Source organism: Gimesia sp. (assembly GCF_048260065.1).
GTDB lineage: Bacteria > Planctomycetota > Planctomycetia > Planctomycetales > Planctomycetaceae > Gimesia.
This window is the reverse complement of the sequence record NZ_JBLXHC010000012.1, coordinates 117,213-143,340: the sequence shown is the minus strand read 5'-3', so window position 1 is coordinate 143,340 and position 26,128 is coordinate 117,213. Positions and strand designations below refer to the sequence as shown.

The 26,128-nt window shown below is 49.3% G+C and carries 18 protein-coding genes; 10 read left to right on the top strand and 8 right to left on the bottom strand.

Features of this window, described 5'->3' with window-relative positions; genetic code table 11:
• Nucleotides 1–145 precede the first annotated feature (145 nt).
• Nucleotides 146–5,398 carry a patatin-like phospholipase family protein gene (locus ACN0YN_RS21410; protein WP_417387060.1) on the top strand — a complete coding sequence of 1,751 codons (5,253 nt, stop codon included), beginning with the start codon at nt 146–148 and terminating at the stop codon, nt 5,396–5,398.
• 55 nt (nt 5,399–5,453) lie between these two features.
• On the opposite strand, the gene ACN0YN_RS21405 is transcribed toward ACN0YN_RS21410, so the two are convergent.
• The gene (locus ACN0YN_RS21405; RefSeq protein ID WP_417387059.1) at nt 5,454–6,515 is read right to left on the bottom strand and encodes an alpha/beta hydrolase; all 1,062 of its coding nucleotides are present in this window, start codon (nt 6,513–6,515) and stop codon (nt 5,454–5,456) included.
• A 324-nt stretch (nt 6,516–6,839) separates the two neighbouring features.
• Here ACN0YN_RS21405 and ACN0YN_RS21400 point away from each other — a divergent pair, with 324 nt between their 5' ends.
• The 5 genes from ACN0YN_RS21400 (at nt 6,840) to ACN0YN_RS21380 (ending at nt 13,281) form a co-directional block, all read left to right on the top strand.
• Nucleotides 6,840–8,342, top strand: a complete 1,503-nt coding sequence (locus tag ACN0YN_RS21400) for a sulfatase (protein WP_417387058.1) — start codon at nt 6,840–6,842, stop codon at nt 8,340–8,342.
• Between the two features lie 219 nt (nt 8,343–8,561).
• The gene (locus ACN0YN_RS21395; protein WP_417387057.1) at nt 8,562–9,092 is read left to right on the top strand and encodes a GNAT family N-acetyltransferase; all 531 of its coding nucleotides are present in this window, start codon (nt 8,562–8,564) and stop codon (nt 9,090–9,092) included.
• 244 nt (nt 9,093–9,336) lie between these two features.
• Nucleotides 9,337–9,873, top strand: coding sequence for an RNA polymerase sigma factor (locus tag ACN0YN_RS21390; protein WP_417387056.1), 537 nt, complete (start codon nt 9,337–9,339; stop codon nt 9,871–9,873).
• Nucleotides 9,864–11,642: a hypothetical protein gene (locus ACN0YN_RS21385; protein ID WP_417387055.1), complete on the top strand. Its 1,779-nt coding sequence runs from the start codon at nt 9,864–9,866 to the stop codon at nt 11,640–11,642. The genes ACN0YN_RS21390 and ACN0YN_RS21385 overlap by 10 nt, the downstream gene beginning before the upstream one ends.
• 70 nt (nt 11,643–11,712) lie before the next feature.
• The gene (locus ACN0YN_RS21380; RefSeq protein WP_417387054.1) at nt 11,713–13,281 is read left to right on the top strand and encodes an alpha/beta fold hydrolase; all 1,569 of its coding nucleotides are present in this window, start codon (nt 11,713–11,715) and stop codon (nt 13,279–13,281) included.
• 54 nt (nt 13,282–13,335) lie between these two features.
• Here the strand turns inward: ACN0YN_RS21380 and ACN0YN_RS21375 are convergent, their stop codons facing one another.
• Nucleotides 13,336–14,901 carry a sulfatase gene (locus tag ACN0YN_RS21375; protein ID WP_417387053.1) on the bottom strand — a complete coding sequence of 522 codons (1,566 nt, stop codon included), beginning with the start codon at nt 14,899–14,901 and terminating at the stop codon, nt 13,336–13,338.
• 266 nt (nt 14,902–15,167) lie between these two features.
• On the opposite strand from ACN0YN_RS21375, the gene ACN0YN_RS21370 reads away from it, so the two are divergent.
• The gene (locus ACN0YN_RS21370) at nt 15,168–15,986 is read left to right on the top strand and encodes a class II glutamine amidotransferase (RefSeq protein WP_417387052.1); all 819 of its coding nucleotides are present in this window, start codon (nt 15,168–15,170) and stop codon (nt 15,984–15,986) included.
• Nucleotides 15,983–16,315, top strand: coding sequence for a hypothetical protein (locus tag ACN0YN_RS21365; RefSeq protein WP_417387051.1), 333 nt, complete (start codon nt 15,983–15,985; stop codon nt 16,313–16,315). Before ACN0YN_RS21370 ends, ACN0YN_RS21365 begins: the two co-directional genes overlap by 4 nt.
• A 96-nt stretch (nt 16,316–16,411) precedes the next feature.
• On the opposite strand, the gene ACN0YN_RS21360 is transcribed toward ACN0YN_RS21365, so the two are convergent.
• From ACN0YN_RS21360 to ACN0YN_RS21345, 4 genes are all read right to left on the bottom strand, one after another.
• Nucleotides 16,412–16,765 (bottom strand): hypothetical protein, encoded by a 354-nt coding sequence (locus tag ACN0YN_RS21360; RefSeq protein WP_417387050.1) that lies wholly within the window; start codon nt 16,763–16,765, stop codon nt 16,412–16,414.
• 190 nt (nt 16,766–16,955) lie between these two features.
• Entirely contained in the window at nt 16,956–18,419 is a 1,464-nt protein-coding gene (locus ACN0YN_RS21355) for a M56 family metallopeptidase (RefSeq protein ID WP_417387049.1), read from the bottom strand.
• Nucleotides 18,420–18,430: 11 nt separating this feature from the next.
• Nucleotides 18,431–18,814, bottom strand: coding sequence for a BlaI/MecI/CopY family transcriptional regulator (locus ACN0YN_RS21350; protein ID WP_417387048.1), 384 nt, complete (start codon nt 18,812–18,814; stop codon nt 18,431–18,433).
• A 190-nt stretch (nt 18,815–19,004) separates the two neighbouring features.
• On the bottom strand, nt 19,005–20,498 hold the full coding sequence (locus ACN0YN_RS21345; protein WP_417387047.1) for a hypothetical protein: 1,494 nt from the start codon (nt 20,496–20,498) through the stop codon (nt 19,005–19,007).
• Between the two features lie 202 nt (nt 20,499–20,700).
• On the opposite strand from ACN0YN_RS21345, the gene ACN0YN_RS21340 reads away from it, so the two are divergent.
• Entirely contained in the window at nt 20,701–21,096 is a 396-nt protein-coding gene (locus ACN0YN_RS21340) for a BlaI/MecI/CopY family transcriptional regulator (RefSeq protein WP_417387046.1), read from the top strand.
• 10 nt (nt 21,097–21,106) lie between these two features.
• Nucleotides 21,107–24,094 carry a M56 family metallopeptidase gene (locus ACN0YN_RS21335; protein WP_417387045.1) on the top strand — a complete coding sequence of 996 codons (2,988 nt, stop codon included), beginning with the start codon at nt 21,107–21,109 and terminating at the stop codon, nt 24,092–24,094.
• Nucleotides 24,095–24,113: 19 nt separating this feature from the next.
• On the opposite strand, the gene ACN0YN_RS21330 is transcribed toward ACN0YN_RS21335, so the two are convergent.
• Nucleotides 24,114–24,866, bottom strand: a complete 753-nt coding sequence (locus tag ACN0YN_RS21330) for a TlpA family protein disulfide reductase (RefSeq protein ID WP_417387044.1) — start codon at nt 24,864–24,866, stop codon at nt 24,114–24,116.
• A complete protein-coding gene (locus ACN0YN_RS21325; RefSeq protein WP_417387043.1) occupies nt 24,863–25,807 on the bottom strand; it encodes a PQQ-binding-like beta-propeller repeat protein in 945 nt (314 codons plus the stop codon). Before ACN0YN_RS21325 ends, ACN0YN_RS21330 begins: the two co-directional genes overlap by 4 nt.
• Between the last annotated feature and the right edge of the window lie 321 nt (nt 25,808–26,128).

Sequence of the window (26,128 nt, the reverse complement as noted above, 5' to 3'; positions counted from 1 at the left end):
GATCATATTCTCTTATTTGAGGGAAATCACGCACACTAGTAATATTATTAACAGTTTCACTTGCCTGACTGATGGACACACCTGTACAATCAGCAAATCAGTCAGTTGCTCATGATCTCTTTACTCCATCCAGTTGGGCCGAACTATGGGTGAGAAAGTCGGGCAGGGAAGAACTACAGACCCGGATGGTCAAAAACAATTCCATAAACCTCTCTGGTTTGATCAGATCTTTGACAAAGAACTGGATCATATCATTCAACGCCGGATCAATGCAGGATTGCTGCCAGATCCAACACTTTCAAACCCACCCCCCAAGGAAGATGAGAGCAAACAGGAAGTCAGAAAATCGCTCGTCGGGCTGGCATTATCCGGGGGTGGTCTGCGTGCTGCGACCTTTTCACTCGGGATTTTACAGTCGCTCCGTGCTCAAGGTCTATTGAGATACTTTGATTATATTACTTCAGTATCCGGTGGAGGCTATGCAGCAGGTTATCTGGCCACCCAGGTCACACATGAGGCGAATAAGAAATTATCAGTAACGAAACAGGATCAAACAGCCGGGAAACTGGATGACAGCTACCACGATCTGGATAAAAATGGTGCATTCGCTACCCCCTCGACTGAGGATGCATTCACCACCCCCTCGACTCCTGATCAATCAACCAATCCGACTGACTTAATCGAAGAAGAACGCTTTGACCGTCGAGGCTGGTTGAATAAAAATGATTTTCTGATCTTCAGTGATTGTGGAAAATACCTCGCCCGGCCCTGGGAATTTACTGCCAGTTATATTCTATCTACCCTGCCAGTTTTACTGATGTTTGCCTGCGGTCTGGCTGCCTGTGCATCCTTTGCTGCAATCTGCTACCGCTGTTTCGATTTCCCTGCTGCAAGGGATTATCTCACCATCGGCACGAGACGGGGCGGGGATGTCCAGACAGCGTTTCTACCAACCATCCTCCTGGCCATATTCTGGGTGATTATCAAACTCGCTTCAGTGGCTGCAGACCTTCGTAGTTCGACCGCATCCAGGAGAACCAATATCCTCGCTGGTATTTTTACAGTCTGCACTTTCTGGTTATACATGATTAACCTGAATGCCTCACACTGGGAATATTTATTACTCTTTTCCAGCATGTTCACTTTCATCTATTTACAATATCGAACCAACTTTCTCTTTGATAATCCGATACTTCGTCGAATCAATCAATATCCTCCATTTCGATATGCGCTCCCGCTTTTTTCACAAATACACTCCAGGCTCTCCAGAAATCAGAAAATCGTGGCCTTAGCTGCAGTCAGCCTGATTCTGTCTCTGTTAATTCATTTCCTGATTCCAAACCAGATAAAGTCGTGGTATGTGCCCTCAGCGATGCAGGTTTCAGGGCTTGAAACCTGTACTCTTTCAGTCCTCACCCTGCTGGCGCCGATAGGAAGTGCCATTTCGGCGATTGCCTTAGTCACAATGTATATCAGAAGGACGAAACCCAATTTTCAAGGCGCTCGCATGTTCCAGGGCTGGAACGGTGGATCGCTTGCTTTCATGCTACTCTTCGCAGGTCTGTTCCTACTGATCAGTTATCTGGTTTTATTTGTCGGCCATCAAGAATATTCAGTACTGTTTGAAAGGAATGATACTTACAAAGATCTGCAGGTCATTGATCTCCATTTAATCACAGTCTGTGCAATTGGAGTCGTACTCTTCCTGGGGATCGTCTGGTATTACCTGGGAATACGCAAATTTGCCGAGTTCCTGTTTAGACTGACTATCATTACCATTCCAGCCGGTGTAGTGATTTGTATTACGAATGGAATTCTCAGCCTGGGATTCCTGGATGATTTGATGCACACTTCAGGTCTGCCTGTCATGGCTCAGGAATCCTTTCAACAACCGCTGATGCTCTTCGTCTTCCTGGCGACACTGGCACTGACTCAATATAAAAGGCTGCTCCGTAGTCAGCGTCCCGATGCATCACTTGGAGAACGAATCCTGCTGCGTCTGGTAATTACAGGCGTTATTTTAGGTATTCCGTTCCTCATGTTTGGAGCGATTGCCCAGGAGAATTTCTCAGGATATGCTTCTTATCGTGACCCCCATTTTCATGAAAGTGATATCGCCTTCAATAATCTCGCAGAATGGTGGAACGAACGTGAATCAGAGGGATATTCGGGAGCTGAAATTTTCCCCGAACCTGTAAAAGCTGTTCCCGCAACAGCCGTATCTGAATCAGTCGATTCTGATACAGTCGATCCAGCAATCGCCGAACCTGCGACAGACGAAGGCGCAGATCTTGTAAGTGACAGTGAAAATAAACCTGAGAGTATCGAAAAGCAGCTTTCTGAGTATCTTAAAAAGGACCTGCTGATCAATCAGGAAATGTTTGGCGCAGCAGGCTGGCCCGAAAACTCAAGAGGCTGGACTTCAGGCAAAACCGGCAACTTCGCGAGACTGGCAATTGCGATGGGGTTCTCTACCCGGCATCGTCAGATCAGAACCGGGTATCTTTCTACCCAATCAGCTGATCCACAAAAACAGAATGAAACAAAGTCGACCCCAGCATCGCCAACACTCAAAGTCGGAATTCGGGATTTACGCGTAGAGCGGGAGGCAATAGCCAAAGAATTATCAAAGCGGCTGGATAGCGTCGAGATGACCAGATTGCTTGGAGAAGTCATCCTGATTCGCTCCGCTGCCCGGGAAAAAGATAAACCCATTGACCTGGAGAAAGCACGAAAGTACCTCTTCGAAACGGCCCTGGATGAAATGGGAAAAATCAAATCCTTACATAACGAAAAAGAACAAACGGCTTTACGTCAATATTTTTTACTTGCTACCGAGCACTTGCCACTTTCAGACGATCTGAATTCCAAGGGCATAACACTGTTTTATGTCGACACGCCGGACTCCAAAGACACTTCACTTGTGAAAGACAGTTTCTGGCACCGGGATCCAGACGATTCTAAAAAAACAAGAAAGAACACACCTGACCAACAGGGTCTGGTGCGTCTGGTTCACTTTAACAGACTGCTCCTCGAGCGACTTTATCCACACATCTTTCTTCGTTCAAGACGAGTCAGCACTCCCGTAGTGGTGATGCAAGATCAGACCGACCGCTGCTACCTGTTTATAGTGAGTTCGATCGTATTCGGCCTCCTGTTCCTGTTGCTGCCCATGAACCCACTGTCTCCGATGCATCGTTTTTATCGAAGTAAAATTCGCGATGAATTCCTGCAACCTGATACAAATCAAACAGATCAAAAAGCATACCAGATGGATGAACTTGCCAATGGGGTGAAATTTGGTGGCGCGGTTCACCTGTTCGTCGCTGACATTCGCCTCAGTGTGCCTCTTCCGATAGATGGTTCCCCAGAAAATCAGTCTTATTATGATAAAAACAGGCGTTTCCATCACCCTTATATCTACTCTCCATTTCACATTGGTTCTCCGGCAATCGGTTACAGTAAAACAGAAGATTTCAAGGATGTAGGAGTTGACGATGCAGTCACCATCTCGGGAGCGGCAGTGAATCCAACGGCCCTCGCGACGGGAGCATTACGATGGATTCTGACAGCCTTTAACCTTCGCTTGGGTGAATGGGTTTTCAACAATTATCCCAATAATCCATCCCGAATGAAGCAACACAAGAACCTGTCCTGGCCGGCGAAATGGAGAGAAAAATTTCGTCGCACTCGACAGCGTATCATCAATCAGATTAACAACACCATCGGCCCTGCCCCCCACCATATTCTTGCAGAATGGACGCGTCCCTGGACGAACGAAGATGTCTCGAATTGGGAGAAATCCAGTTCCCGCAAAAAAAATGGTACATCGATTAATAAACAAGACACGAAGCCCGATGAGAATTTATCTGAACCGGAGTGGTGGGAACGCTGGACAGCAGGTTCGATCTCAGATGGTGGTTTTATCGACTTTCTCGGGATTGATGAACTTCTACGACGCCGTTGTCGTATTGTGATCGTCGTGGACTCTTCAATTAATACCGGGGACCTGGAATTCAGCGTCCTCGGTGAAGCAGTCCGGAAAGCCAGACTGGATCATGGCTGTGAGATTCTGGATATAGACGATGACAAACCATTGGATATCAAAAGACTGAAAAGAGGCTCAGATGGTTTGACAGCACAGCATATTATCATGGGACGAATCCTCTACCCCACAAAGACAACTCAACAGAAAACTGAATCGAACACCGAAGTGCGAGAAGGACTACTGGTCTATGTCCAGATGACACGTACTGGTGATGAAAACGTCGATGTGACACAATTCGCCCATGCCGTCCCATCCTTTCCCGATCACCCCACCTCTGATCAGTTTTTTGATGAAGCCATGGTGGAAGCGTATCGCAACCTGGGAAGACATATCGGTGATGTTATCTGTGCAGGAGTACCAAATCATTCTTTACTCGAGAGAGCAAAAAATAACACAGCACGCAAGTTTCTCAATACCGAAGAACTCACTGAGTCTTTAATCGAAAGCTACCGGATTGATTGCCGGGAAGTACGCGTTGATCGCCGCGATGATCTGAGACATTTGCCAATGAATAATTCATCTCACGCCTATAATTCCTCGATTGATCTCCCAGACTGGTACCCTCATGAAGTCCGTCGCTTATTCTTGAAAAAGGAGATTTCAGACAACGCCAAACCACTCGACTCAAACTCATATTATATCAATGAAGAACGTTTTCTCAGATTATATGAATCGGACCCTAACCTTAGATTTCGTGTCCAATGTTTCGTCAATGGTGTTGTTCATGGAAACTGGAATCTTTATCAGGACAGCCTGGCCCACTATAAGAGTTTTTCTCAGGGACCCGATGCCTCTCAATTATCTGCTTATGTGATTGCCTGCCATGATTTTAATCTGATACAAAGTTCTTCGAAGGATTTGACGAACAGCTATATCTCCATTGAGAGCCAGGCGATGCGTGTCAGCGATGGCCGTGACCTTCTGGTTGGAGAAGATCGCTTTCAGGCCGGTGGACGATTCGAACTGATTAATGCCTGTATCGCCATTTCCAAATCCATCAGAGAACTGTCAAAAATGGAACTGGAAGGAATTAACCGTATCGAGCCAACCGATGAACTGTATAAAGATGTCAGAGCACTCAGAAGATCTGCAACAGTGATCGCAGACGCGGTATTTCGCTATCGAGGCTCTGAAGCAACGGTCATGTTCCTTGAATTTCTTCATAAAGTACTTTCGCTGGACCAACATCAAAAAGAGCAGGAGCAATTTGTCGTTACACTCTTTTTACATGAAGTTGTAAAAGCCAGAAAACTGATCATGAAAGTCAATACGGTTAAGAATCAGGATGATGACGAATTCGATATCGACTGGAGTCCATGGAATTACCAAAAACATAAAGAAGGTAATTAGACTAACATTATTTTAAAATAGTCCTTTCGTTTTCTAAAGGTAGTGTCTCTTTCGGTCACGGCTTCCCCAGATGCTGTTTCAAAAACACTTTCACTTTCTTGCGGGCCAGTTTGGATTCCGGGAGATCGTAATTGAAGACCTGAAAGATGTGCCACATGCCTTCGTAAAGGTCAAGCTTGACCGGGATACCGGCTGTATCCAGAGCCTGATACTGCCGGATGACATTGCTCATAAATATTTCTTTGGTCCCCGCCTGAATTAAAGTCGGGGGAAAACCTTTCGAATAGTCACCGTACACAGGCGACACGTATGGGTGCTTCTGATCCTCAGGAGCAGCATAAGCATCAGCGCAGTTTTTCAGGTTGCCGGGATAGTACAACAGGGGATCGGCATCCTGCAGTGTTGCATAGGTGTCGCCGGTTTCCGTGATATCGGACCAGGGGGACCAGAGCACAACTGCAGCGGGCATGCCCAGACCTTTGTCACGGAGCTTCAGCACGACGCCAGCAGCCATGCCACCTCCCGCAGACTCTCCATAGACGGCGATTTCCTTCAAGGTATGTCCTTCTTTGATCAGAGCCTGGATGACAGAGACCACCTGATCGGTTACTTCCTGCCACTGCGCCCAGGGAGCCAGAGTGTAGTCGACTGAGATCACGCGCAGCCCCGTATCATTCGCCATCGGTACGGCACTCATGAGACGGGACTTGGCGCTGTATAACGTATAAGCGCCGCCATGGGTATAAACGAGAATCTGGTCGCTCTCTTTCCAGCCTTTGGGTTTGATATCGAGTACCGGAACACCCCCCAGTTTCCGTTCTGTGATTTGCGGCTGATATTTTCTGACCACTTCCGCGTTAGCAGCAGCTCGTTTCTGCTCCACCTTAGCCTGCACTGCTTTCCAGCCTTCCCGATCATCAGGCCTGGGAAGTGGTGCAGTCGCTGCGGCGCGACTGAATCCGGCGACTGCTTTCTGTGCCTCCGGTGAGATCGTGGCAGGTGCCTCATAATCCTGTCCGGTTACAGAAGTGGTATTGAGAATGCAAACCAAGCAGCCGAGCAGCGCCGATAGATTTTGTAGAACGGGTCGTGGAAACATGGTGCGCATCAGATGCATCGTTGTCACTCCTGTTGAGTTGATCGTTGTCTGCTGGCGGTTTGAAAAGATACAATCATCTTCTCTCATCGAGCGCAATCATAGAGTTCGCCAAAGTCATTCGATTTTACCAGAGTCGATACCCGTTGCAATGCTTGAGCGGGACCATGACCATCGTGATTCACGTTTCAACAAATTTAAAAACGAATAGCTGGATTGAACAGAATGATTCTGCCAGAATAGTAAGGAGCAGAATTTTGCTCTCCTTCATACTTCAGTCTCTATGCATCAGGTAACTACGTTATGCAGCAGACAGTCAAATCAAGATGCTTTTTCTGGAACCTCATGATTCTGATCTTCCTGTTCACAGAACCTGTATTTGCTGCGAAGCCACCCAATATTCTATTGATCGTCTCTGAAGACAATGGACCTGAGCTGGGCTGTTATGGCGATCCCTACGCTCAGACGCCAAACCTGGACCATCTTGCTGAAACAGGAGTACGATTTGAAAATGCATATGTACCTTACTCAGTCTGTTCCCCTTCGCGTGCCTGTTTTCTGACGGGTCAATATCCTCATCAGAATGGGCAAATCGGACTGGCCACACATAAGTTCGCATTGTACAAAAAAGAGACTCCCAATTTTGTCACACTGCTGAAACAACAGAATTATTACACGGGGCTGATTGGCAAACTGCACGTAAACCCCGAAGGCGCTTTTCCGTTTGACTTCCGTGCCATCCGCTCTGCCAATTTCAACCGGCGGGAACCAGTGACCGCCTATGCCAGTCAGGCAGCGAAATTCTTTCAACAGGCAAAAGATCAACCCTGGTTCCTGTCCGTCAACTTTCCCGATGCACATCTGCCCTTTATCAAACAAGTCAATGGCCGGCCGGAAACGCCTTTGTCAGCCGATGATGTCAAACCGATGCCCTGGGTAGGCGTTGACACGCCACGTCTGCGGGAACAGGTGGCCAACTACTACAACTGTCTGGCCCGGCTGGATACGGGAATCGGTTTACTGCTGAAAGAGCTGGACAAAGCAGGAGAAACCCAAAATACACTCATATTCTATATCGGCGATCATGGCGCCCAGTTTCCGCGCGGCAAAGGAAGTGTCTACGAGGGAGGACTCCGTGTGCCATTGATCGTCTCCTGGCCTGGCGTCACTCAGCCAGGACTGGTACGGAAGGAACTGGCTTCCACTCTGGACCTGCTGCCTACTGCTCTCGTGGCTGCGGGCATGAAGATTCCGGAAGCACTGCCGGGACGCAATCTGAAGCCACTGCTCACCGACGCGCCTGTGACAGACTGGCGGGAATATATTTTTGGATTCACAACCGGCTCATTTCCGCGGAACTGTTACATCCAGCATTCACTCCGTAATACGCGTTTTAAGCTGATTTCCAATCCACGACCGGGGACTGACAACCCGATCGCAGGCAGTTATCTGGATGAATCGCACCCTCATTCTGTGATCTCAGGTGCCACCTCTGCCGACCAGAAAACGATTTCAGCACAAACAAAACAGGCCTTTACACGCTGGTCACAACCGCCCCGCTACGAACTGTATGACTTGCAGGAAGATCCCTGCGAATGGAATAACCTCGCAGAAGATCCTGCTTATGCTGCAACGAAGGCGCGACTGATCATAGCATTGACGGAACTGCAGGTACGGACTCGCGACCCTTTCCTTGAGCCGGTCAATCTGGAAGCATTCTTCAAAGAACAATACGAGAACCGTGATATGAAATACCGCAAGCAGAACGATTTCCGCTGGTCTTACCTGGATTCCTTTGCCAACTGGCGGGCTGCTCAGAAAAAGAGACCTATTGAGATCAATCGTTGACGGAATGTTATCAGAGTCCTCTCTATTGAAAGAGTCGAGTCTCCGTTCCACCATCATCCCTGTCTTATCCAGGAACGAATCGATTTGATCAGGCTGGCGAAATCTAATTTGTGGCCCTACACGCAGATCGGGTCACAGGCGCCCCTGAGTGTACCCATCTGCGAGAGATTTCTCCTTGATCCTTCGGTAGAGTAACAAGAGGCCCAGGAAACGACTAAAATGCAGATTGAAGAAAAGATAGAATACGATATCAATCCTCAACTTCACGAAGAGATTACCAGGCTTCGCAATGATTGCTTTCCTGAGCATTCAACAAACAGATCGTATTTCAAGCAGTTGCCTCATTTCAGATTTTTGGCGTATGAAGACAATAGACTCGTTGGTCAAATGGGAATCGACCATCGCGTGATCTCTGTCGGGGAATCCGTGTTCTCGATCTTTGGCGTGATTGATTTGTGTGTTTCGAGCAGTTACCGAAACAGAGGGATTGCGACTGTGCTGCTGGAGCAACTATCGGCATTGGCGCGAGAGAAAGGAATCGATTTTCTGTTCCTCGTTGCCGATGATTATCGTCTCTATGAAAAAAATGGATTTCAACCAGTTTCGACCAGCCTTACCTGGCTCAGAATTGATGCGCACAAAAATTATGGAGTCGGTATGGAACGAATCGAAAATGAATTAATGATTAAACAGACGGGAAAAAAGATCTGGCCAGATGAACCAGTTGATTTGCTGGGTTACCTCTTCTAATGACGGGGTTCATCAGACACGGGTGACGTTCCGACTAGAAACAGGTAACTCTCTGGTAGATAAAACACCGTAAACCTAAATCCCGAAACCGTTTTGAGCGACTCTCCCCAATCGTAATATCAGTTCATTAAATTGGTAAAAACACTTCATCAGAACAATTTCTGCTTGAAAATAATGATTTCCTGCATTTTTTTGTGTGATTGTCAGCAGATCCGGAGACTACTGAGATAGAGAAAGGATCAGCATGGACCTGACACAACTAATTGACCTTTATCGCGGCCCCCTGACAGGCCTGATCGCTTCCTGGGGAGTTCCCTGGCACGACGCCGCGGAGATTGCCCAGGACAGTTTCGCCGAAGCCTACCTCAGTCGTGACTCCTGTCGCGGACTCTGGTCAGAGCCTGAGGTATTTGGGCCCTGGCTAAGTGGTGTTGCGCGCAACCGCTATCGAAACTGGGCTCGCAGTCATAAGCGACGTCGAAATCATGTTGTCACAGTCGAGTCCACGTCTCTGGAATCGGTTGCCGCTCCCGCTGATCCCCAACCTGACCCTCAACTGGAAAAACTGCGCAGTGCCATCGAGCAACTCCCTCTCAAACAACGGCAGGTCGTGCTGATGCATTACTTGGAAGAAACCAGCGTCAAAGAAGTCGCCATTCTTTTATCACTCACTGAAAAGACGGTAGAAGGCCGACTTTATCAGGCACGCCGCACTTTGCGTCGCTTGCTCGAGGGAAAAGTTTCCATTTCACAAATTGGAAGGATGTTGTTATGTCTGTAGAACTGGTTCCGGAATCAGACCTGCGTGCAGCGCTCCGCCCTCATCGCGTCGATACGAAGGAATTCGCAAACAGAGTCCAGGCACGCATCGAAGCAGGTGAAGCCTGGCTGTTGAAAGAACAGGCGAAAACCGCGTCTCCCCTGCTCAAAGTCGCTGCTGCCTTTATTCCCTGGCCGATCCTCTCCAGCAGCAATGTGATGGGCGGCGGGATGAAGCTCTCCTCTTTGACGATCCCACAGAAGTTCCTGGGTTATGTGGCGTTGCCCGCCATCAGTCTGTTTGTGTTGATTGGAACCGCTTTTTTCAGTGCGCGCAAAATCCGCAACCTACAGAAAGAAAACGTTTCAGAAGTCAGTGATGCCAGCGAGATGCAGACAGCGGTGAAACGATGGTGGGCAAACTACAAATGGGCCGCAATTCCGGTTTACGCAGCCGTGATTATTCTACCCATGATCGGTTCGACCTGGCTGCTGTTCCTGCTGCTGCTGGCTTCGTTCGGTCTGCTGCTCTGTTTTCTCTCAAGTGTGACTCACTATGACATAGGGAATCGTCTGATGATCGCTCAATCCTGTCTGCTGGGTTTAGGCTTCCTCGGCCAGACGATGATGAATCCCTTCAACGGACTACGCGATATTCACTTCGTTGACCAGAAATTGATTTCTGTTGTCTTCTTTGTGGGCACACTGATTCTGTTTCCAATTGTGATCTACTGTAAGAATCAATTAGAGGCTTCTGACACATCAGAACAAAGAGCGACCTCTCAATCCACAGAGCACAATACATCAAAGCAGCTATGGATCGGAGCAGTAATCTACTTCAGTGTGGTCATCGCCCTGCTCTCGTGGCTTAGCAATCCAATCCTGAGGCCCGCCACACCCGCACGGATTCTGCAGCATGTGGAAGCATTTAAAGTTGGCCGCTTCCCCTCTATTTCCTGGCGGAACTGGGAGATTCCCGCCAGCTGGACCATCGACGAAGGCCTGAACCCGAATCTCTCCCGTGCCCGGAAAGTGCTCCAGAGAGAAATCGACACCAACCAGGATCAGTTAACGTTCATTCTGGGAAGTGCCTTTCGTACAGGAGTCGTCCCCCCCCATGAAATAGAACAGCTTCCCGATCTGGAACGGAAACGCCTTTCACTGCTCCCCCTGCGCAGACTTGAATCACCGGGTAGGATCTTCAGTTTGAACCAGTACGCCTGGGTTTTCTATGCACTCGATCAAACGGGTCAACTGACGCCTGATGACCGTGATTACCTCGAACAGCGGCTGTTAGCAACCCTGGACTCCTGTGTCGGAGAGAATGCAAATGTCCTGGAGACGGCGCTTCGCGTGACACAGTTACTGGAGGTGATCGATCGTCCCATTGATCGAGACAAATACCGTCAACAGGTCCATGACTGGCTCCTTCAGTTTCACAGCGATCAGACGCACTTCTATCAGATCGCCGGCGGCTTTGAACAGTATCTAGACGGCTCTGCCTCTTTGGAAACCACTTCACACGCCGTAGAACTGATGCAGATTTTTGGTGTTCCCGAGAATCTTGACCTGAACGAGGTCAGGTCATTCCTGCGTCCTTTATATTTCCGACCTTCTGAAGACAAGTGGACCGCGGCGGTCACATTGAGACGATTGAACAGTCTGCCGGGAGTCGCTCAACCCACATGGCTGGAATGGATGTACTACGAACGCAGTCTGCTCACTGCGATCCTGCTGGTCGTACTCTGTCTTTACGCCACCTGGTCGTCTCCCCCACCCCAGAAAAGTTAACGCTGGAATCAGGGCTGTATCTGAGTTAGGATGAATCTACGGATTCCATCTTCATTTCAGGATCGCCTCAATGTTCGAACAAAGCGCACGGTTCACTTTCATACTGCTGATTGCCTGGATCTTTACCAATAACGCTGCAATGCATGCGCACACTGCGCCTGCAGTCGGAACGCTGCTCACTCAACCGCGCCAGTTTGGAGATCAACTCCGGGGAGAAGAAGCGTTGATTGTGGTTCCTGAAAATCGAACCGTTGCCGACAGCCGCAATATCACCGTGCATTATTTTCGTTTCCCTGCCCGTAAACCTTCCGGGAAACCGCCTGTATTTTTCCTGCCAGGTGGTCCGGGTGAAGCGATCACGGCGGCACAGATCTCTGAAGGACTACAGCAGAAACGTTATACCAAATATGCGGAGATGCGCGCCTTCAATGCAAATCGTGATATCGTCATTGTGAACCAGCGCGGCAACAGTCATGTCCCGGGAATTCAAAACCTGCCCAAGCTGTGGTTTGCTCAACCAGGAAAACGATTAGAGCCCCTGTCGTTCGAACAGAGGGGACAGCGAATGTCGGTAGGCATACAAGAATCACTTCGCATCTGCCAGAATCTGCAGTTCGATCTGAGAGGTTATGATATTCTGCATCTTGTCGACGATCTTGAAGCGATTCGCCAGACTCACGGTTATGAACAGATTGCATTTCGAGGGGGCAGCTTCGGCTCTCAATGGGCTCTGGCCTATTTGCAGCAGTATCCGCAGCATGTTGAGCGATTGCTGCTGTCAGGTGTGGAACCGCTTGATTATACTTATGACAGTGCCGACGGAATCTGGAATGTCTTTCAGAGAGTCGAAGCGCAAGTCCGGGCATCGGGAAACATTCAATTACCTGAAGCAGGTTTGCTGGGAGCGGTGAAAGCCGTGATCACACGCCTTGAGAAACAGCCGCTCCGGGTGCGCGGGCAGCATCCCCGAAGTCGAAAGACGACGGAAATCGCCATTGGAGCCGATGACGTTCGCTATTATCTGCGACAGCCAGTCCTCAATTCTCGAGTCCACTCCCGACGCATGCTTGAATTGTGGCCTAAACTGGTGCTGGAACTCTATCGGGAAGATCATCAGTATCTGGCAGCGAAAATCATTGATGATCGCCCTGAACTGGAAGACTATAATCTGCTGCTGACACTGATTGACAACAGCCTGGGAATTACCGACAAGCGACTGAAAAAGCTGGAGAATGAAGAAGCCCGCCGCTGGCTGGGAAACATCAATCTGCTTTATACAGCGACGCAGGCCGTCACTCCTGCACCGACAGTCAGCGATAAGTTTCGTCAGTTTAAAAAGTTTGATACGCCCGTGCTCTTCATTCACGGCACACTGGATCTAGCGACCCCGATTGAAAATGCGGAGGAAATCCTGACTTGGTTTCCCAACGGCCATCTGATCACGGTCGAGGGAGGAACCCATGCGGCCAACCTGCACGCTGCGAGTGTCGATCCCCGATTCCTGAATTACCTGACGGATTTTTTCAACGAAGCAAATCCGACAGACGCCTTTCCACGCATCCCTGCCCGAATCACTTTACCGCCACTCCAGTTTCAGGCAACCGGCGAACCATCCCTGTTTTCCCAGTTAATTGACTGAGTGTCCGCAGAACGTTTTCTCACTGCTGAGCACTCCCAGAGATTCCAGCAACGATCAGGGAAGTTTGGGCTTCAATGGTTTCTTGCCATCTTTCGTGACGGGGTAGAGTGCTGCATGCTGTTCCATACTTTCGATCAGCCCCTGCATCATCTTTTTGAGCTGTTTCGGCTCTGATTCCGCCAGGTTATGCTGTTCAAAGGGATCTTTCGCGAGATTGTACAGTTGATAATGCGAATCTTCGGAATCCTTCGAAGGAACGTAGTGATAGATGACTTTCCAGTCGCCATCACGATAGACAGTAAAGTAGTTACTGCGATGTGGTGAGTGGGGATAATGCATCAGAAATGTATCGCGATGAGATTCGTCTGACTTCCCGGTGAGCAGTTGATTGAGTGGCTGTCCATCGACGATGTAACCTTTTGGCGGTTTGACGTCAGCGACCTTCAGAATGGTCGGAAACAGATCATGCACAGCGGCGATCTGTGTCTGCAGCGCATCTTGGGGGATCGGCAGTTTTTTCTGATTCGGGTTCGAAGCATCCGGCTTGGCCCAGGCTGCGATGAAGGGCACACGCATTCCCCCTTCATAGTGAGCCCCTTTCTTACCCCGCAGAGGAGCGGCACAGGCTACCGCATGTTGATGACCAAGCGGCGCATCCGAGCCATTATCACCCAGGAAGAATATCAGGGTGTTTTCAGCTACTCCCAGTTGATCGAGCTGATTCATGATATCGCCCAGCGACTTATCCATACCTTCAATCAACGTGGCAAACGCCTGAGCCGGCTCCGGCTTGCCGGAATCTTTATAGTGGGCGGCAAACCGCGGATCGGATTCAAAAGGAGCGTGAACCGCGTAATGGGCCATATACAGAAAGAAAGGCTGGTCTGTTTTAACCGTTTCCGCCAGGGTGGCGTTGGCTTCAATCGTTAACGCTTCGGTCAGAAAGATGTCGGTGTCGTGATATTTTTCCAGATGTGGCACCGCGTGATGAGCCCGCCTGGTTCCCAGGCCAAATTTCTTCATGCCGTAATAGCTGCCCGGTGCACCAAAGGAAGAGCCAGCGATGTTAACATCAAAGCCAAGATTGAGTGGTTCCGCGCCAGGAAAGCCATCAGCTCCAAAATGCCCTTTTCCCACGTGAATCGTTCGGTATCCTGCTTTTTCCAGTAGACGCGGTAATGTCACATCGTCTTTCTTCAGTCCTTCCCAGTTCCAGTCAGGAGGGCCCTGTGGCCCGGCGTTATTTTTCTGCGGGTTGATCCAGTTCGTCGCATGATGCCGGGCCGCATTCTGACCTGATACGATCGAGATGCGCGTTGGCGAACAGACACTCATGGCGTAAAAATGATTGAAGCGAATCCCCTGCTTCGCCAGTCGTTCCATACTGGGAGTGATATAATAATCATTCAACGGATAACGTTTCGGCTGTCCCTCTGAATCGGTCAGAAAGGGAACTGACGTATCCATGACTCCCATGTCATCTACCAGGAACACGACGATATTCGGAGGCTTGACCTGCTGGTTCTGAACGTTAGCTGCCAGTAAGCTGGCGGCACTGAGAAACAGAGCAAGGCAGAAAACAACAGCCAGTCGCAGTGAGCGGATAAGATGCGAACTCATGGTGTGATGATCTTTCTAAAACAGAATTCTCCGAACGGGCAATAAAACCGGTAATGGTTTAAGACTCCTAATATACCAGTCTGCAGATACTGCTGTCTAATGATGGCACCGTTCCCTGGAGTATTTTGTTGCTCATTAGTAAAACGGCAATTAGAATCGACATCAGATGTCTGGATCTCGACTGACGGGGTTCAAGATTCCATACATGGAATTCAATACTAAATCCACTTTTTACAGCGAATTCTAATTATAGAAAAGATTCCCGCATGTGCCGCTGGCTCACTTATACCGGTCCCTCACTCAAACTGAGTGATGTCCTGACCCGCCCCAACCATTCGTTAATTGATCAGAGCCGCCACGCCACGCAGAATGTGGAAAGTCTGAACGGCGATGGATTCGGCGTCGGCTGGTATGGAGATGATCCCACTCCAGGCGTCTACCGCGACACACATCCAGCCTGGAATGACACGAACTTTCTGCATCTGGCGGAACATATTCATTCCGAACTGTTTCTGTCACATGTCAGGGCATCGACAGGTACTGCCGTCCAGAACACCAACTGCCATCCCTTCAATTACCAGAACTGGCTGTTTCAGCATAATGGTTCGATCCCCGAATTTCATTCGCTCAAACGTCAGCTGCTGTTCGATGTGGATCCAGATTTGTTCCTGTCCATTGAAGGCTCTACCGATTCAGAGCTCCTGTTTTATCTGGCGCTGACGTTCGGATTAAAAGAAGACGCGCCAAAAGCACTCGCCCGAACAATAGGACATGTCGAACAGGCCCGTCAGGCCGCGGGTATTGCAGGAGCCATCTATTTCAGCGCCTGTGTCTCTGACGGCGAACGCATCTGGGCAGTTCGTTATTCGAGTCATCGACAGTCGCGTACTCTGTATCACAGCAGCCACCTGAGAGCATTGCATGATCTGGACGGCACCTATGCCGTCTTACCCGAAGACGCGGTAATTGTCGTCTCTGAACCGCTGGACGATTTATCCCGCCACTGGGAAGAAGTTCCTGAGTCGGCGTTGTTAACCGTGGAACAGGGAGCGGCGACAGTCACAGAGTTTAAACCGGAAACATGAAATCCATTATTGAGAGGAACCCCCGTGAACACGCTGATTGCTCTATTTCGCGGTCTGCAATCGTCAATAACCCTTTCCCCGTCAGGGAAGGCAAGGCGTTACATTATTTCTTTCTGAATTCCGGGCCCCGCAAACCCGATCTGGAAAATCTGCAGGCGAAACCAGAACAGTTTCACCTGCAGGAGAAAGTCTTCTACCTGTATGCCCCCGACGGCATCGGGGGTTTCAGACTGGCAGCAAAAGTGGAAGCCTGTCTGGGCGTTCCCGTCACCGCCAGAAACTGGAATGCGGTGAGACAGCTGGACAGCATGATTCAGGACTTGCATTAAAAAGCGTTTTGAGTTTCTTGTAGATCAATCTTTCAGGAAAGCCATGATACTTTACTCCGGCTTTCCCGTCTCGACCGTCTTTTTGAAGTGAGCTCCTCAGTTACGACCGACGGCTCGCATCACCGATTCGATTTTAGCATGTTGCTCGCGCGTGCCTTCCAGTAACACGTACACCTGGTTTTTACGCTCTATCTGTTCGGCATAATTCGGTGGATACACCACTCTCTGTTTGTCATAATCAACCACCGCTTCTTCGGCATTCGTAAGCTCAATTTTAAAAGGTGTTGCAATCTGAAATTCTTTGATTGCTTGACTGAATGACTCTGCCTGCTGGCCGGTATCGAAGTAATAGGCTCTAACTGAAGATTCGACTCCCCAGACAACCAGTCTTGCATCGGCAATACCTGGTTGATGATAAGCGCTCGTCCCCGGTTTTGCTTTCTCTTTCACTGAGGAATCCGAGTCTGTTTGTGCCTGCAGAAGCCCTGTCTGAAAGATGATTCCAAAAACTGCTGGAATCATCTTAAATAAACGGAACGTGACATCTCTTGTTCTGTTCTGAGCGAACATCTCTCACCTCCTTAAAAACAGGTACGATAAACTCTCACCACTACATACTGGTAGAGTGATTTTTTTATTATCATTTCAATGCACTCACGACTTTTTCCAGGTGTGTATGGGTCGCGCGCGTGCCTTGCAACAACACATATTTATCTCCTTCCAGCCCCAGATGCCTTACATAGCGCGCCGGCATAATACAAAGCCGTTTATCCTGATCGATCTGCATGGGTTTTGTTTCCGAGATTTCGATTTTAAACTGGTCTGCCATCTGAAACGCCTGAACCAGATTCGCGAATGATTCAGCAGCCTGAGCTGTTTTAAAGAAATAAGCTCGACTGGATGTTTCTGTACCCGACCAGGAAATCAGTTTTACATTCGGAATCGTCGGCATATTTGCTGATCCGGTATTAGGCGGAACGACCTCTTTTTCCTTTTGTTTTCTGTCGGCCTGAATACTTTCATCCTGTTTCAGTTCTGTTGTTATTTGTTTCTGAGCGATCTGAATTTCTTCTGACCGCACCGGAACCAGTATCAGAACCAACAGGCTCAGACAGATGATGACTCCGCGATGCGAGCGAGTTAATGCAGTTTTAATTTGGGAACGGGCTACCATTTTAATTCTCCTCTCTAAAGATGGGGATTCTACAAACTGTGTCCCCCAGGCTGGTAACACAGATCGGTCACGATTCGTAAAGTCCACTGCAGCCAACAGGGTTCTGGCATATGACTGGCGAGAGCCGGACGTCACCGCAATCGCAAATGCATCACAGCAGGTTTCCGCGGCAATAAACATTTCCCGTCGTGCAATCCAGGCAATCGGATTCCACCAGAACAGGCAGACGACTGCAAACGCCAGAAAACTGGATAGATAGTCTTTCCGAACCAGATGTGCGACTTCATGCGCCAGAATCTGCTGCAGCTGTTCGTCATTCAGAGTCTCAGTAAACGAACGTGGTAGAATAATCGTAGTACGACGCAGCCCGACCCACAGCATCGGAGAGCAGAATGCATTGACCACAACCAATTCTGGCGGCTTCGAAAGCTGGCACGCATGACATACTTGATGCAAGCTTTCCGTGAGTTGTTTTTCGGGTGTAATAAAACTGGTCGACAGTTTAACCAAACGAAACCGCTGCAAAACAACCAGCCCCGCCAGTAACATAGACACGCTCAAACTCATGCACGGTAATATAATTGAAACCAGAGCCCCGGTTCCTTTCGAGTGACTGCTGGTTCCCCTTTGTGGGAGCGAGAAGTCTGCAGTGTGAGAAGAAGCAGGAATCACACTGACGCTCTGTCCGTGATCGTTTATATTCTGTTTCTCTGATACTTCTTCAGGTAGCTGTTCGAATTGAACCGCAGGCAGCAGGGGAACCGCAAAAAGAGGCGGCGTTACAAGCTTCAACAAGACAAGCAACCAGAGTGCATGACGTAATGCAGGGCGCTCACTGAGACAGCGGGTTGCTCCAAGTAGATACAATATCACAGAAGCTGCTGCCACAAACATCAGATTCCAGAGGAGACAATACATCAGATACCCCATCAGAAAACTCCTTAGTCTTTGATGTTTTTGATGATATTCTCAATGGATGCCCGCTGTTTCTCACTCAGTTTGACCTGATCTACCAGTGAAAGCAGCATGGGAGCAAAAGAGCCACCATAATGATTTTCCGCCATTTTTTTTAACTGCAGACCTACAAACTCCTGCCGATTCAGCCTGGCTGAAAAAAGATGGGCAAAACCACTTTTATCAACAGTCACCAGACCTTTCTCCATCAGTCGGTCCAGAAAACTCTTTACCCCGGCATGCAGAGAATGTTCATGGCGGTCATAAAGTTTTAATACAATCTCCCGGACAGGCAGACCATCGGAATTCGTCCAGAGAATTTCCAGTACGGAAAGTTCTGTCTCAGTAACATCAATATCGATTTCAGGCATGTTTCGCTCCATTCGCCTTCCAACGGGATAACCAACCTTCTCTCATTCATTCTGCATTAGATACTAATACATTTTGCATGAGAGTCAACTGAAATTTTATTTTTTCCATTCTTTTTGTGCGCAGCACCAAACCTGTCTCGCTTTCGATGGGTTCGGAATATCATCGATAAAAGAAGAAGCTGGTCGGGATTCAGCGGTCGATATCACTGATCCCCAGCGGAACGTTTAATGATTTTTCCGTGACATACAGCTTCAGCAGTGACAGTGCGAGCGTATCCGCGCGGGTTACATTTTCGTAGTGATTGCAACCCGGATCTGCTTTAGGAAGCGGACTGGAATCGGACCAGTAATGTTTGATTCCCAACCGGGCAAAGTGCCGGGCACGATTCAGATACTGTTCCTTCCCTGTCATTTCATAAGCCGCCAGCTGGAGATAAACGGCAATCCCGATCTCGACCGGCCAGGGACGCTCCGCCATATCGGGATCACTGCTGAGATATCGATCCGCGGCCTGTAGAATCATCTCGCGGTAGCGTTCTTTTACTGCTCCTTCCGGAAGTTGAGAATAGCGACTGTAAAACAACACCCCCAGCATTCCGGTCGTTTTACGTCCGTATTTGATATTCCACAGAAACGAATAGCCGCCGTTCTGCTTGTGTGCATAAAGCTTAATTTTACTTTCGGCTGTCACATATTCAACAAACCCCGGTCCCTCCACCTGATGGGGGAGTGTCTGCAGACCCAAGTCAATAGACTGTGAAAGTTTGAGTAAATTCTCCTGCAGTTCCCCCGGCTCCAGCAGTTGTGCAGCATGAAAACAGTCGATCGCCAGAGAAATGCTGGCAGAAGTATCCGCATAGTTGCGTATTGAGTCGAATTCAATCAGGTTATTCTGATGTTTATCCAGTTTTTTCTGATAACGGCTGGCCAGTACGTCAATGTATTTCAAAAACCGGGGATCCTGAGTTTTCGCATACGCGCGAGCCCAGTCATGAATGAAGTAGCCTCCCTCTTTGGGAAAATCGTAGTTTTGACGGGGATCATGTTTATCATAGGCAGCATGGCGGCTGAAATTTCCGTCCTTCTTCCCCTGCTTATCAGTAAAGAGCTGATGTTCCCAGAGTCCATCGCAATAATTGATCGTCGCTGCGGGATTCAATTCATAGAACTTCTCGAACAGAACGGTCGGCCGCTTCGGTTCATGAATGGCTTTGGACTCCCAGGTTCCCGGGCGATCCGTTTTCAGATCCCAGCAGAGGTGTTCGCCCCAGGCAAACAAATTGGTTTCAGGGGACGGAGTCACATACAGAAATGCTTTCAGCGCAGCGTCAGCTGATTTCTGATATCGGGGATCACCTGTGATCTCAGAGAGGGCATACAGGACCCGATACAGATTCTGATCCAGATTCACATTCGACCCGTGTGTCGTCACCCGGTCACCCTGGCGGATGCCATTCGGCGCAGGCGGCATTTTAGTAAAGGGCTCCAGCTTCTTCCGCTCCATCAGGGACAACAACAGCGGAGACTTTGCCTTACCATAAGTATCGGTCCCATGCTCCAGCATCGCATCTGCGTAACTTTTTACAATCTGCAGATAGCGGTCTGTCTCATCAGGATCATCGGCAAAGGCCGACAGCGAGGTAAAAAGGAAAACAACCTGCGACAGCAAGAAAATGATTTTCATCATACGTTCCAGTCATTGTGAGGCTTCTGGAAATTGGGAATTCTATCCTAAACCACCAGTAACCAGATTGCCATGACAATTCAGTCCCCAACAGAAACCTGTATCAGCCTTTCCTGATTCCTATCAGACACCCCTTGACACCTGGGACAGCATGTCCTACCCTATCCTGCGACATCATGTCCCAGGTCTATCAGAGGTAATCATGGTCAACAAATCACGTGATATCACAGAAGCAGAATTGAACGTCCTGCAGGTCCTCTGGCAACAGGGTTCCTCGACAATTCGTTCGATCGCGGAAGTCCTGGAACCGAGTCGTGTCGACTCGTATTACTCGACGGTAAAAAAACTGCTGGAACGCCTGGAAGCAAAAGGTTTTGTCAAACGGGAACCCGCGGGGATCGCATTCACTTATGAAGCCACGATTGCCCGCGACGACCTGGTCGGACGACGCCTGCAGGAGGTCGCGGAAACGCTCTGCGAAGGCTCACTCACCCCCTTGCTGACGCAGTTGGCACAACATCACGATCTCAGCAGAAAACAGCAGAAAGTGCTGATGGATCTGATTGACGATCTGGCAAAACAGAACAATAAACCATAGGGAGATGGTTATGAATCCGATGCTGAATGGAATGCTCAGTAATGTGTTGTTTGCAGCGATTCTGTTTGCCGTGGTGATGCTGATTCGCCGCTGGATCAGGAACCCGGCGGTTTTGCATCTGCTGCTGGTATTGATTCTCGTCAAGCTGATCACGCCGGCTTACTGGCAACCAGAACTGGAACTTTTTCCGGCGGAAGCAGTATCCACTGTTGAAGCGGATACGAAACAGACCAATGCACTCCACACCGATTCCGTGTCTCAATCACAGGCAACAGGCCGGACGCGTCTTTCAGAAACACAACTTCAGACGCCACTGAGAAAACAGCAGCAGAACCAGCGTGAATCAAAGGTAAGTGCCCAAACGGACGAAACCGTTCTGAAAAGATCCCAGGCTGAAAACAGCGGACAACCGGCCGACTCACATTGGATTTCCGGTAGCGTTGTGTGGAACTGGCTACCTGAACTTTCATTGCTGCACCTGCTGTTACTGGTGTGGGGCACAGGGAGCGTCCTCTGTTTTCTGCTGGCAGCGATCCGCATTCTTCGTTTTCAGAAACGAATACGCCAAACGCAACCCGCGTCCAACGATCTCATCGAACAGGCGACTTCGCTGGCAACCCGCATCGGCCTAAAATCGGTGCCGCTTATTGAAGTGATATCAGGAAATATCTCCCCGCTGCTGTGGGTCTTCTGCAGTCGAGCCCGCATCATCTTACCGGCGAAACTGCTCGCACAACTGAATCAGTCAGAGCGGGAAACCCTGTTGCTGCATGAACTGGCCCATTATCGACGGCGTGACCACTGGGTACGTCTGCTGGAACTGCTGGCCACGGGAGTCTACTGGTGGAATCCGCTGTTATGGTGCCTGCGACGGGAAATTCGCATCACGGAAGAAGCCTGTTGTGATGCCTGGGTAATACAGACTCTGCCGGACCTGCGGCGCGCGTATGCCGAAGTGCTTGTGAAAGCCATCGGATTCGTCTCACAGGCACAGCAGATCTCCGCAGCGACAGGCATGGGCTCACCACATTTTCTGGAGGGTCGCTTGAAATCCATCATGTGTGATTCGGTAAGTAATCAACTCACGCGACCAATAAAAATATTAATCCCGGTACTCGCACTGGTTTTACTCCCCTTTGCGCCCATCGCCGTACATTCTCAAACGGAAACCAAAGTGGCGGTGGCACAAGACGAATTACCCACGGTAGAAGAGATCCTGAATGGTTACCATGCCAATCTTCAGCGGCTGCTGCCCATTGAATTAACTTACCGCGTTCTGTCTCAAGAAAACAGGAATTGTATCACTCGGGATCAGCTCGAACTGAAGGCAATCAAACAGGCTCCCAATCTGGACCGCAGCCAGATCATCGTGGACGGTAAAGTCCTCAGTGAAGATGATTTTCATCTGATGGATATTTCATTCAAACTGAAGCAGCAGCAACTTGAGCGGGAACTGACCCCCGAAGCCATCCGGGAACGCCTGCGGGAAAAAACAGTGGAACGACGCTTTTTCTGGACCGATGGTTCCTCATTTCACCAGCGCTGGCCATACTGGTCCGACAGTGAACGACTACAGAATACCAGATTAGATCAAGGCCCGGTCTGGCCGCCGGAGAATCTGAATCAGAACTATGATTCGATCAAGCTCATCTCCTGGTCAAAGTCCAACCAGCCTCCACTCAGGCACTGGTTTGGCAGAGATAAAAAACATCTTACCCAGCAGGCTTCGATCGGAAATCACCTGAGTGAGGTCCAATCCCTTCACACCAGTGCGCCGTTGGGGCTGAAGGCATATCAGTGGGATGAGAAACTGCCCACGTATTCACTCGATGATTCCATGTCAAAAAATCCCGATCAATACCAGGTCGTCAGGCGAAGCCAGCTAAATGGCCACTCCGTCATTCTGGTTGACAGTTTCAGCGCCTATCCTCAACGCTCGCAGGAGTCACGCTGGCGAATGCGTGCCTGGATCGATCCCAGCCGGGGTTATCTTCCCTTACGCATTGAATGGGGGGTCGTTGATCCCTCCAACAAGCTGGTCTCTGGTTTAAGTCATCATCTGGAGACGCTTGAGATCAAACAGGTGGCAGGCAGTTACTATCCGGTAAAGATTAAATATCAGGAATATACGCCGGACTGGCTCACACAGCAAAAGCGGGCCGAGAAAATGAAGCCCGAAGAGCGAGCGAAGATACCAGAACTTCCTGTCCCCGTCATAGAAGGTCGCTGTAAAACCTGGGAAGTTCTCAGCATGAAAGCCAATCAACCGATTGAGCCAGAAACGCTCGCACTCCAGTTTCCAGAGGGAACAATTTATGAGAACCATAACGACGGGCAGAAATATGTGACAGGCAAGACACAACCCCTTCCCCCCAATCCTGAACCCCCAACGCTGGTCAACTACCTTGAGCAGGCACCTCCACTTCAGGTAAGTGAATGGCTGGATGGAAAAGCACGGAATCTGAAAGACTTCCGCGGAAAAGTTGTGGTTCTGTTATTTCTGGGCGATGTGATGCGTTTTGATTTTGAACAGATTCCCGCTGAAAGTCAGCCACAGATCAAAATGATCAAACAGACAATCGAGGCATTCTATAAGAAATACGCGGCTAAAGAAGTCGTCTTCCTGGAACTCTATCCCCCCGGTACCAGCAAAGATAAAATTCGCGCCTTCCATCAGTTCCGAGGGTTTGACACACTCGCGGCGCTTGATCAACGCTCACCATACGGAGGTGCCACCAATTTTCAATATCATGGCGAGAATCTCGATCTCGCCTGTTATTTGATGGGTTCTGATGGTCGCGTCAGGTTTGGCCCTTATTTCTGGTCGGGTGAACTCGGCGATATTTACCTTAGGAATGCCGCAGAAAAACTGTCAATTTCTCTGGAAACCACAGAAAAACTATCCGAGGAAGAGGCGATCCACCAAACTGTGCGGATTTTGGAATACATCATCAGCGAACAAATCGACAAAGCACTGGCGGCGCAGAAATCCAGGTAGTTCAATCCGTGTTCCAGATTTATTCACTCTCTTCAACCGGAGTACTTTTCTCTTCAGGCAGATTAGTCAGTTGCTCATCCAGCAGTGTCTCCAGTTTTTCGACATCCGGTTCGTAGAAGCCGACCTGTGAAAAGATGATTTTTCCTTCCGGCGAGATGACCAGTGTGCGGGGAATCAGATCATGGGCGAACATGGAAAAGACGACGCGATCCGGGTCGGGGGCAGCGGGGAAGGTGAAACCCTGATCTTCACAGAACAGTGTTACGGTTTCCATCGTTTCTTCGCGACCGATCACCAGCAGTCGAAACCGGGGGTTATCTTTACGTGCTTCCCAGATTTTCTGAATATGAGGCAGTTCCATGCGACAGGGGCCACACCAGGTCGCGAAGAAATTGATGAGCACCACATCGCCGCGCGCTTCTGACATCGAGAAGTCTTTACTATCCGTTAAAGTCAGAGAAAATTCCGGAGCCTCGTCTCCGGTCTTCAGTACGGACGATTCATCAAGTTGCTTTGCCCGTTCCGCCTCCTGTTCGGCCATTTGCTGTTCACGATGTCTGGGCAATAACAGATTCCGCCAAATGGCCTGATGTACGACGATGCAGCCGACAATGATTGCCAGAGAGAGCAGCAGCCGCATAATATGCCTTCCACGGCGGGGTGATTCCCACTGAATGATCATCGCGATAAATGAAACGATCATCACACAGATTGCGACGAACGCACCTATCTGCAAAGCAAACAGAATCGAGTTGTAAGTTGAAATATTCATGGTTTCAAAGCTTTGAGTTGTTTTCGGATCAGCGAAGATTGCGCATCATCCAGAATCTGCCAGCAGGCCAGCCCGTTGCCAACCAGATCAAATTCATCAAACTGCCAGACGACGTTTCGGTCGGCATCCAGTTCAATGATCTGCGGATTCTCCGGACCGGCGTGACAGTTACCGATCACGGTGTGACCGTTCTCCAGTTCCTGCAGACAGGTAGTCCACTTGAGTGCAATGTCCGTCCCGGGTACTTTTCCCTGGATCTCCCAGACCGTCTCTTTCTCAGGATTGACTTCGCGAATACTGTTCCCGCTGCCGGACGCAATCAGCGTGTTCCCGTTCTTTAGTCGAATCGCTCCATAAACGCGGGTATTGATCAGGTAGTCCCAGATAATTTCGCCTTCCCGATTGTATTCGGTCACCACACCAGGTTGCTCGGAACAGACCAGATATGTCCCTGCTGGCGTAATCCGCATCAGGCGGGTGGACTGTGTCCCCCCTTTCTTTAGCGGAAACTGATGCACGAGTTTGCCGTTTGGATCAACTTCAATAATGCGTCCCACTCCACTTTCAACAATCACCGTGTTCCCATTGGGAAGTCGAGAGAACGCATGCACGTCCACATGCTTGCCGGCATTGCCGTTCGTCGTGGCCGAATCGTAAGTCCAGACGATTTTTTTATCGAGAGTGATCTCTTTCAGCCCGGTCCAGCTGTCGTGAAACAGAATATTACCATTGGGCAGCAGTTGCACATCGTGATGACCGGCGTGCCCTTTCTTCGGTCCTGCCGTTTTATAAGACCAGAGCACCTTACCATCTGCATCGCAAATCGCCAGGAGATCCTTCTGATAGGAAGCGCTCACCAGCACCAGTCGTTCCGCAGACGCGACAGTGGTCACCAGCAGACAGGTGAAAAACAAAACCAAAAACTGCGAGGCATGTTTCATGATGACGGCAGAACCTTCCGCATGAGTGAAATGATGGGAGACTTATGATTGTGGACTATTTCGTGTTTGAAACACAATCCACAAATGCAGATGTATCATACTCTTCCTGCACCGGAGTGGGAACACAAATTAAAATGCGTTTCATGACTTTGAATGAGAATCGATCGTTTCCCCAGAGGGTGCAGACTGTCTGACGCAGGCGAAAAACACTTTTTTTCTGTGATGCAGGGATATCCAATTCCTCAAACGATCTCTATTTTTTCTATAACAGAATAAATTATCATAATATTCAGACAAACAGGCAGGCACACGGGCTCTCTC

Coding starts and splice junctions, on each gene's coding strand:
- ACN0YN_RS21410 (WP_417387060.1), top strand. CDS start 146: ATGGGTGAGAAAGTCGGGCAGGGAAGAACTACAGACCCGGATGGTCAA.
- ACN0YN_RS21405 (WP_417387059.1), bottom strand. CDS start 6,515: ATGCATCTGATGCGCACCATGTTTCCACGACCCGTTCTACAAAATCTA.
- ACN0YN_RS21400 (WP_417387058.1), top strand. CDS start 6,840: ATGATTCTGATCTTCCTGTTCACAGAACCTGTATTTGCTGCGAAGCCA.
- ACN0YN_RS21395 (WP_417387057.1), top strand. CDS start 8,562: ATGCAGATTGAAGAAAAGATAGAATACGATATCAATCCTCAACTTCAC.
- ACN0YN_RS21390 (WP_417387056.1), top strand. CDS start 9,337: ATGGACCTGACACAACTAATTGACCTTTATCGCGGCCCCCTGACAGGC.
- ACN0YN_RS21385 (WP_417387055.1), top strand. CDS start 9,864: ATGTCTGTAGAACTGGTTCCGGAATCAGACCTGCGTGCAGCGCTCCGC.
- ACN0YN_RS21380 (WP_417387054.1), top strand. CDS start 11,713: ATGTTCGAACAAAGCGCACGGTTCACTTTCATACTGCTGATTGCCTGG.
- ACN0YN_RS21375 (WP_417387053.1), bottom strand. CDS start 14,901: ATGAGTTCGCATCTTATCCGCTCACTGCGACTGGCTGTTGTTTTCTGC.
- ACN0YN_RS21370 (WP_417387052.1), top strand. CDS start 15,168: ATGTGCCGCTGGCTCACTTATACCGGTCCCTCACTCAAACTGAGTGAT.
- ACN0YN_RS21365 (WP_417387051.1), top strand. CDS start 15,983: ATGAAATCCATTATTGAGAGGAACCCCCGTGAACACGCTGATTGCTCT.
- ACN0YN_RS21355 (WP_417387049.1), bottom strand. CDS start 18,419: ATGGGGTATCTGATGTATTGTCTCCTCTGGAATCTGATGTTTGTGGCA.
- ACN0YN_RS21350 (WP_417387048.1), bottom strand. CDS start 18,814: ATGCCTGAAATCGATATTGATGTTACTGAGACAGAACTTTCCGTACTG.
- ACN0YN_RS21345 (WP_417387047.1), bottom strand. CDS start 20,498: ATGAAAATCATTTTCTTGCTGTCGCAGGTTGTTTTCCTTTTTACCTCG.
- ACN0YN_RS21340 (WP_417387046.1), top strand. CDS start 20,701: ATGGTCAACAAATCACGTGATATCACAGAAGCAGAATTGAACGTCCTG.
- ACN0YN_RS21335 (WP_417387045.1), top strand. CDS start 21,107: ATGAATCCGATGCTGAATGGAATGCTCAGTAATGTGTTGTTTGCAGCG.
- ACN0YN_RS21330 (WP_417387044.1), bottom strand. CDS start 24,866: ATGAATATTTCAACTTACAACTCGATTCTGTTTGCTTTGCAGATAGGT.
- ACN0YN_RS21325 (WP_417387043.1), bottom strand. CDS start 25,807: ATGAAACATGCCTCGCAGTTTTTGGTTTTGTTTTTCACCTGTCTGCTG.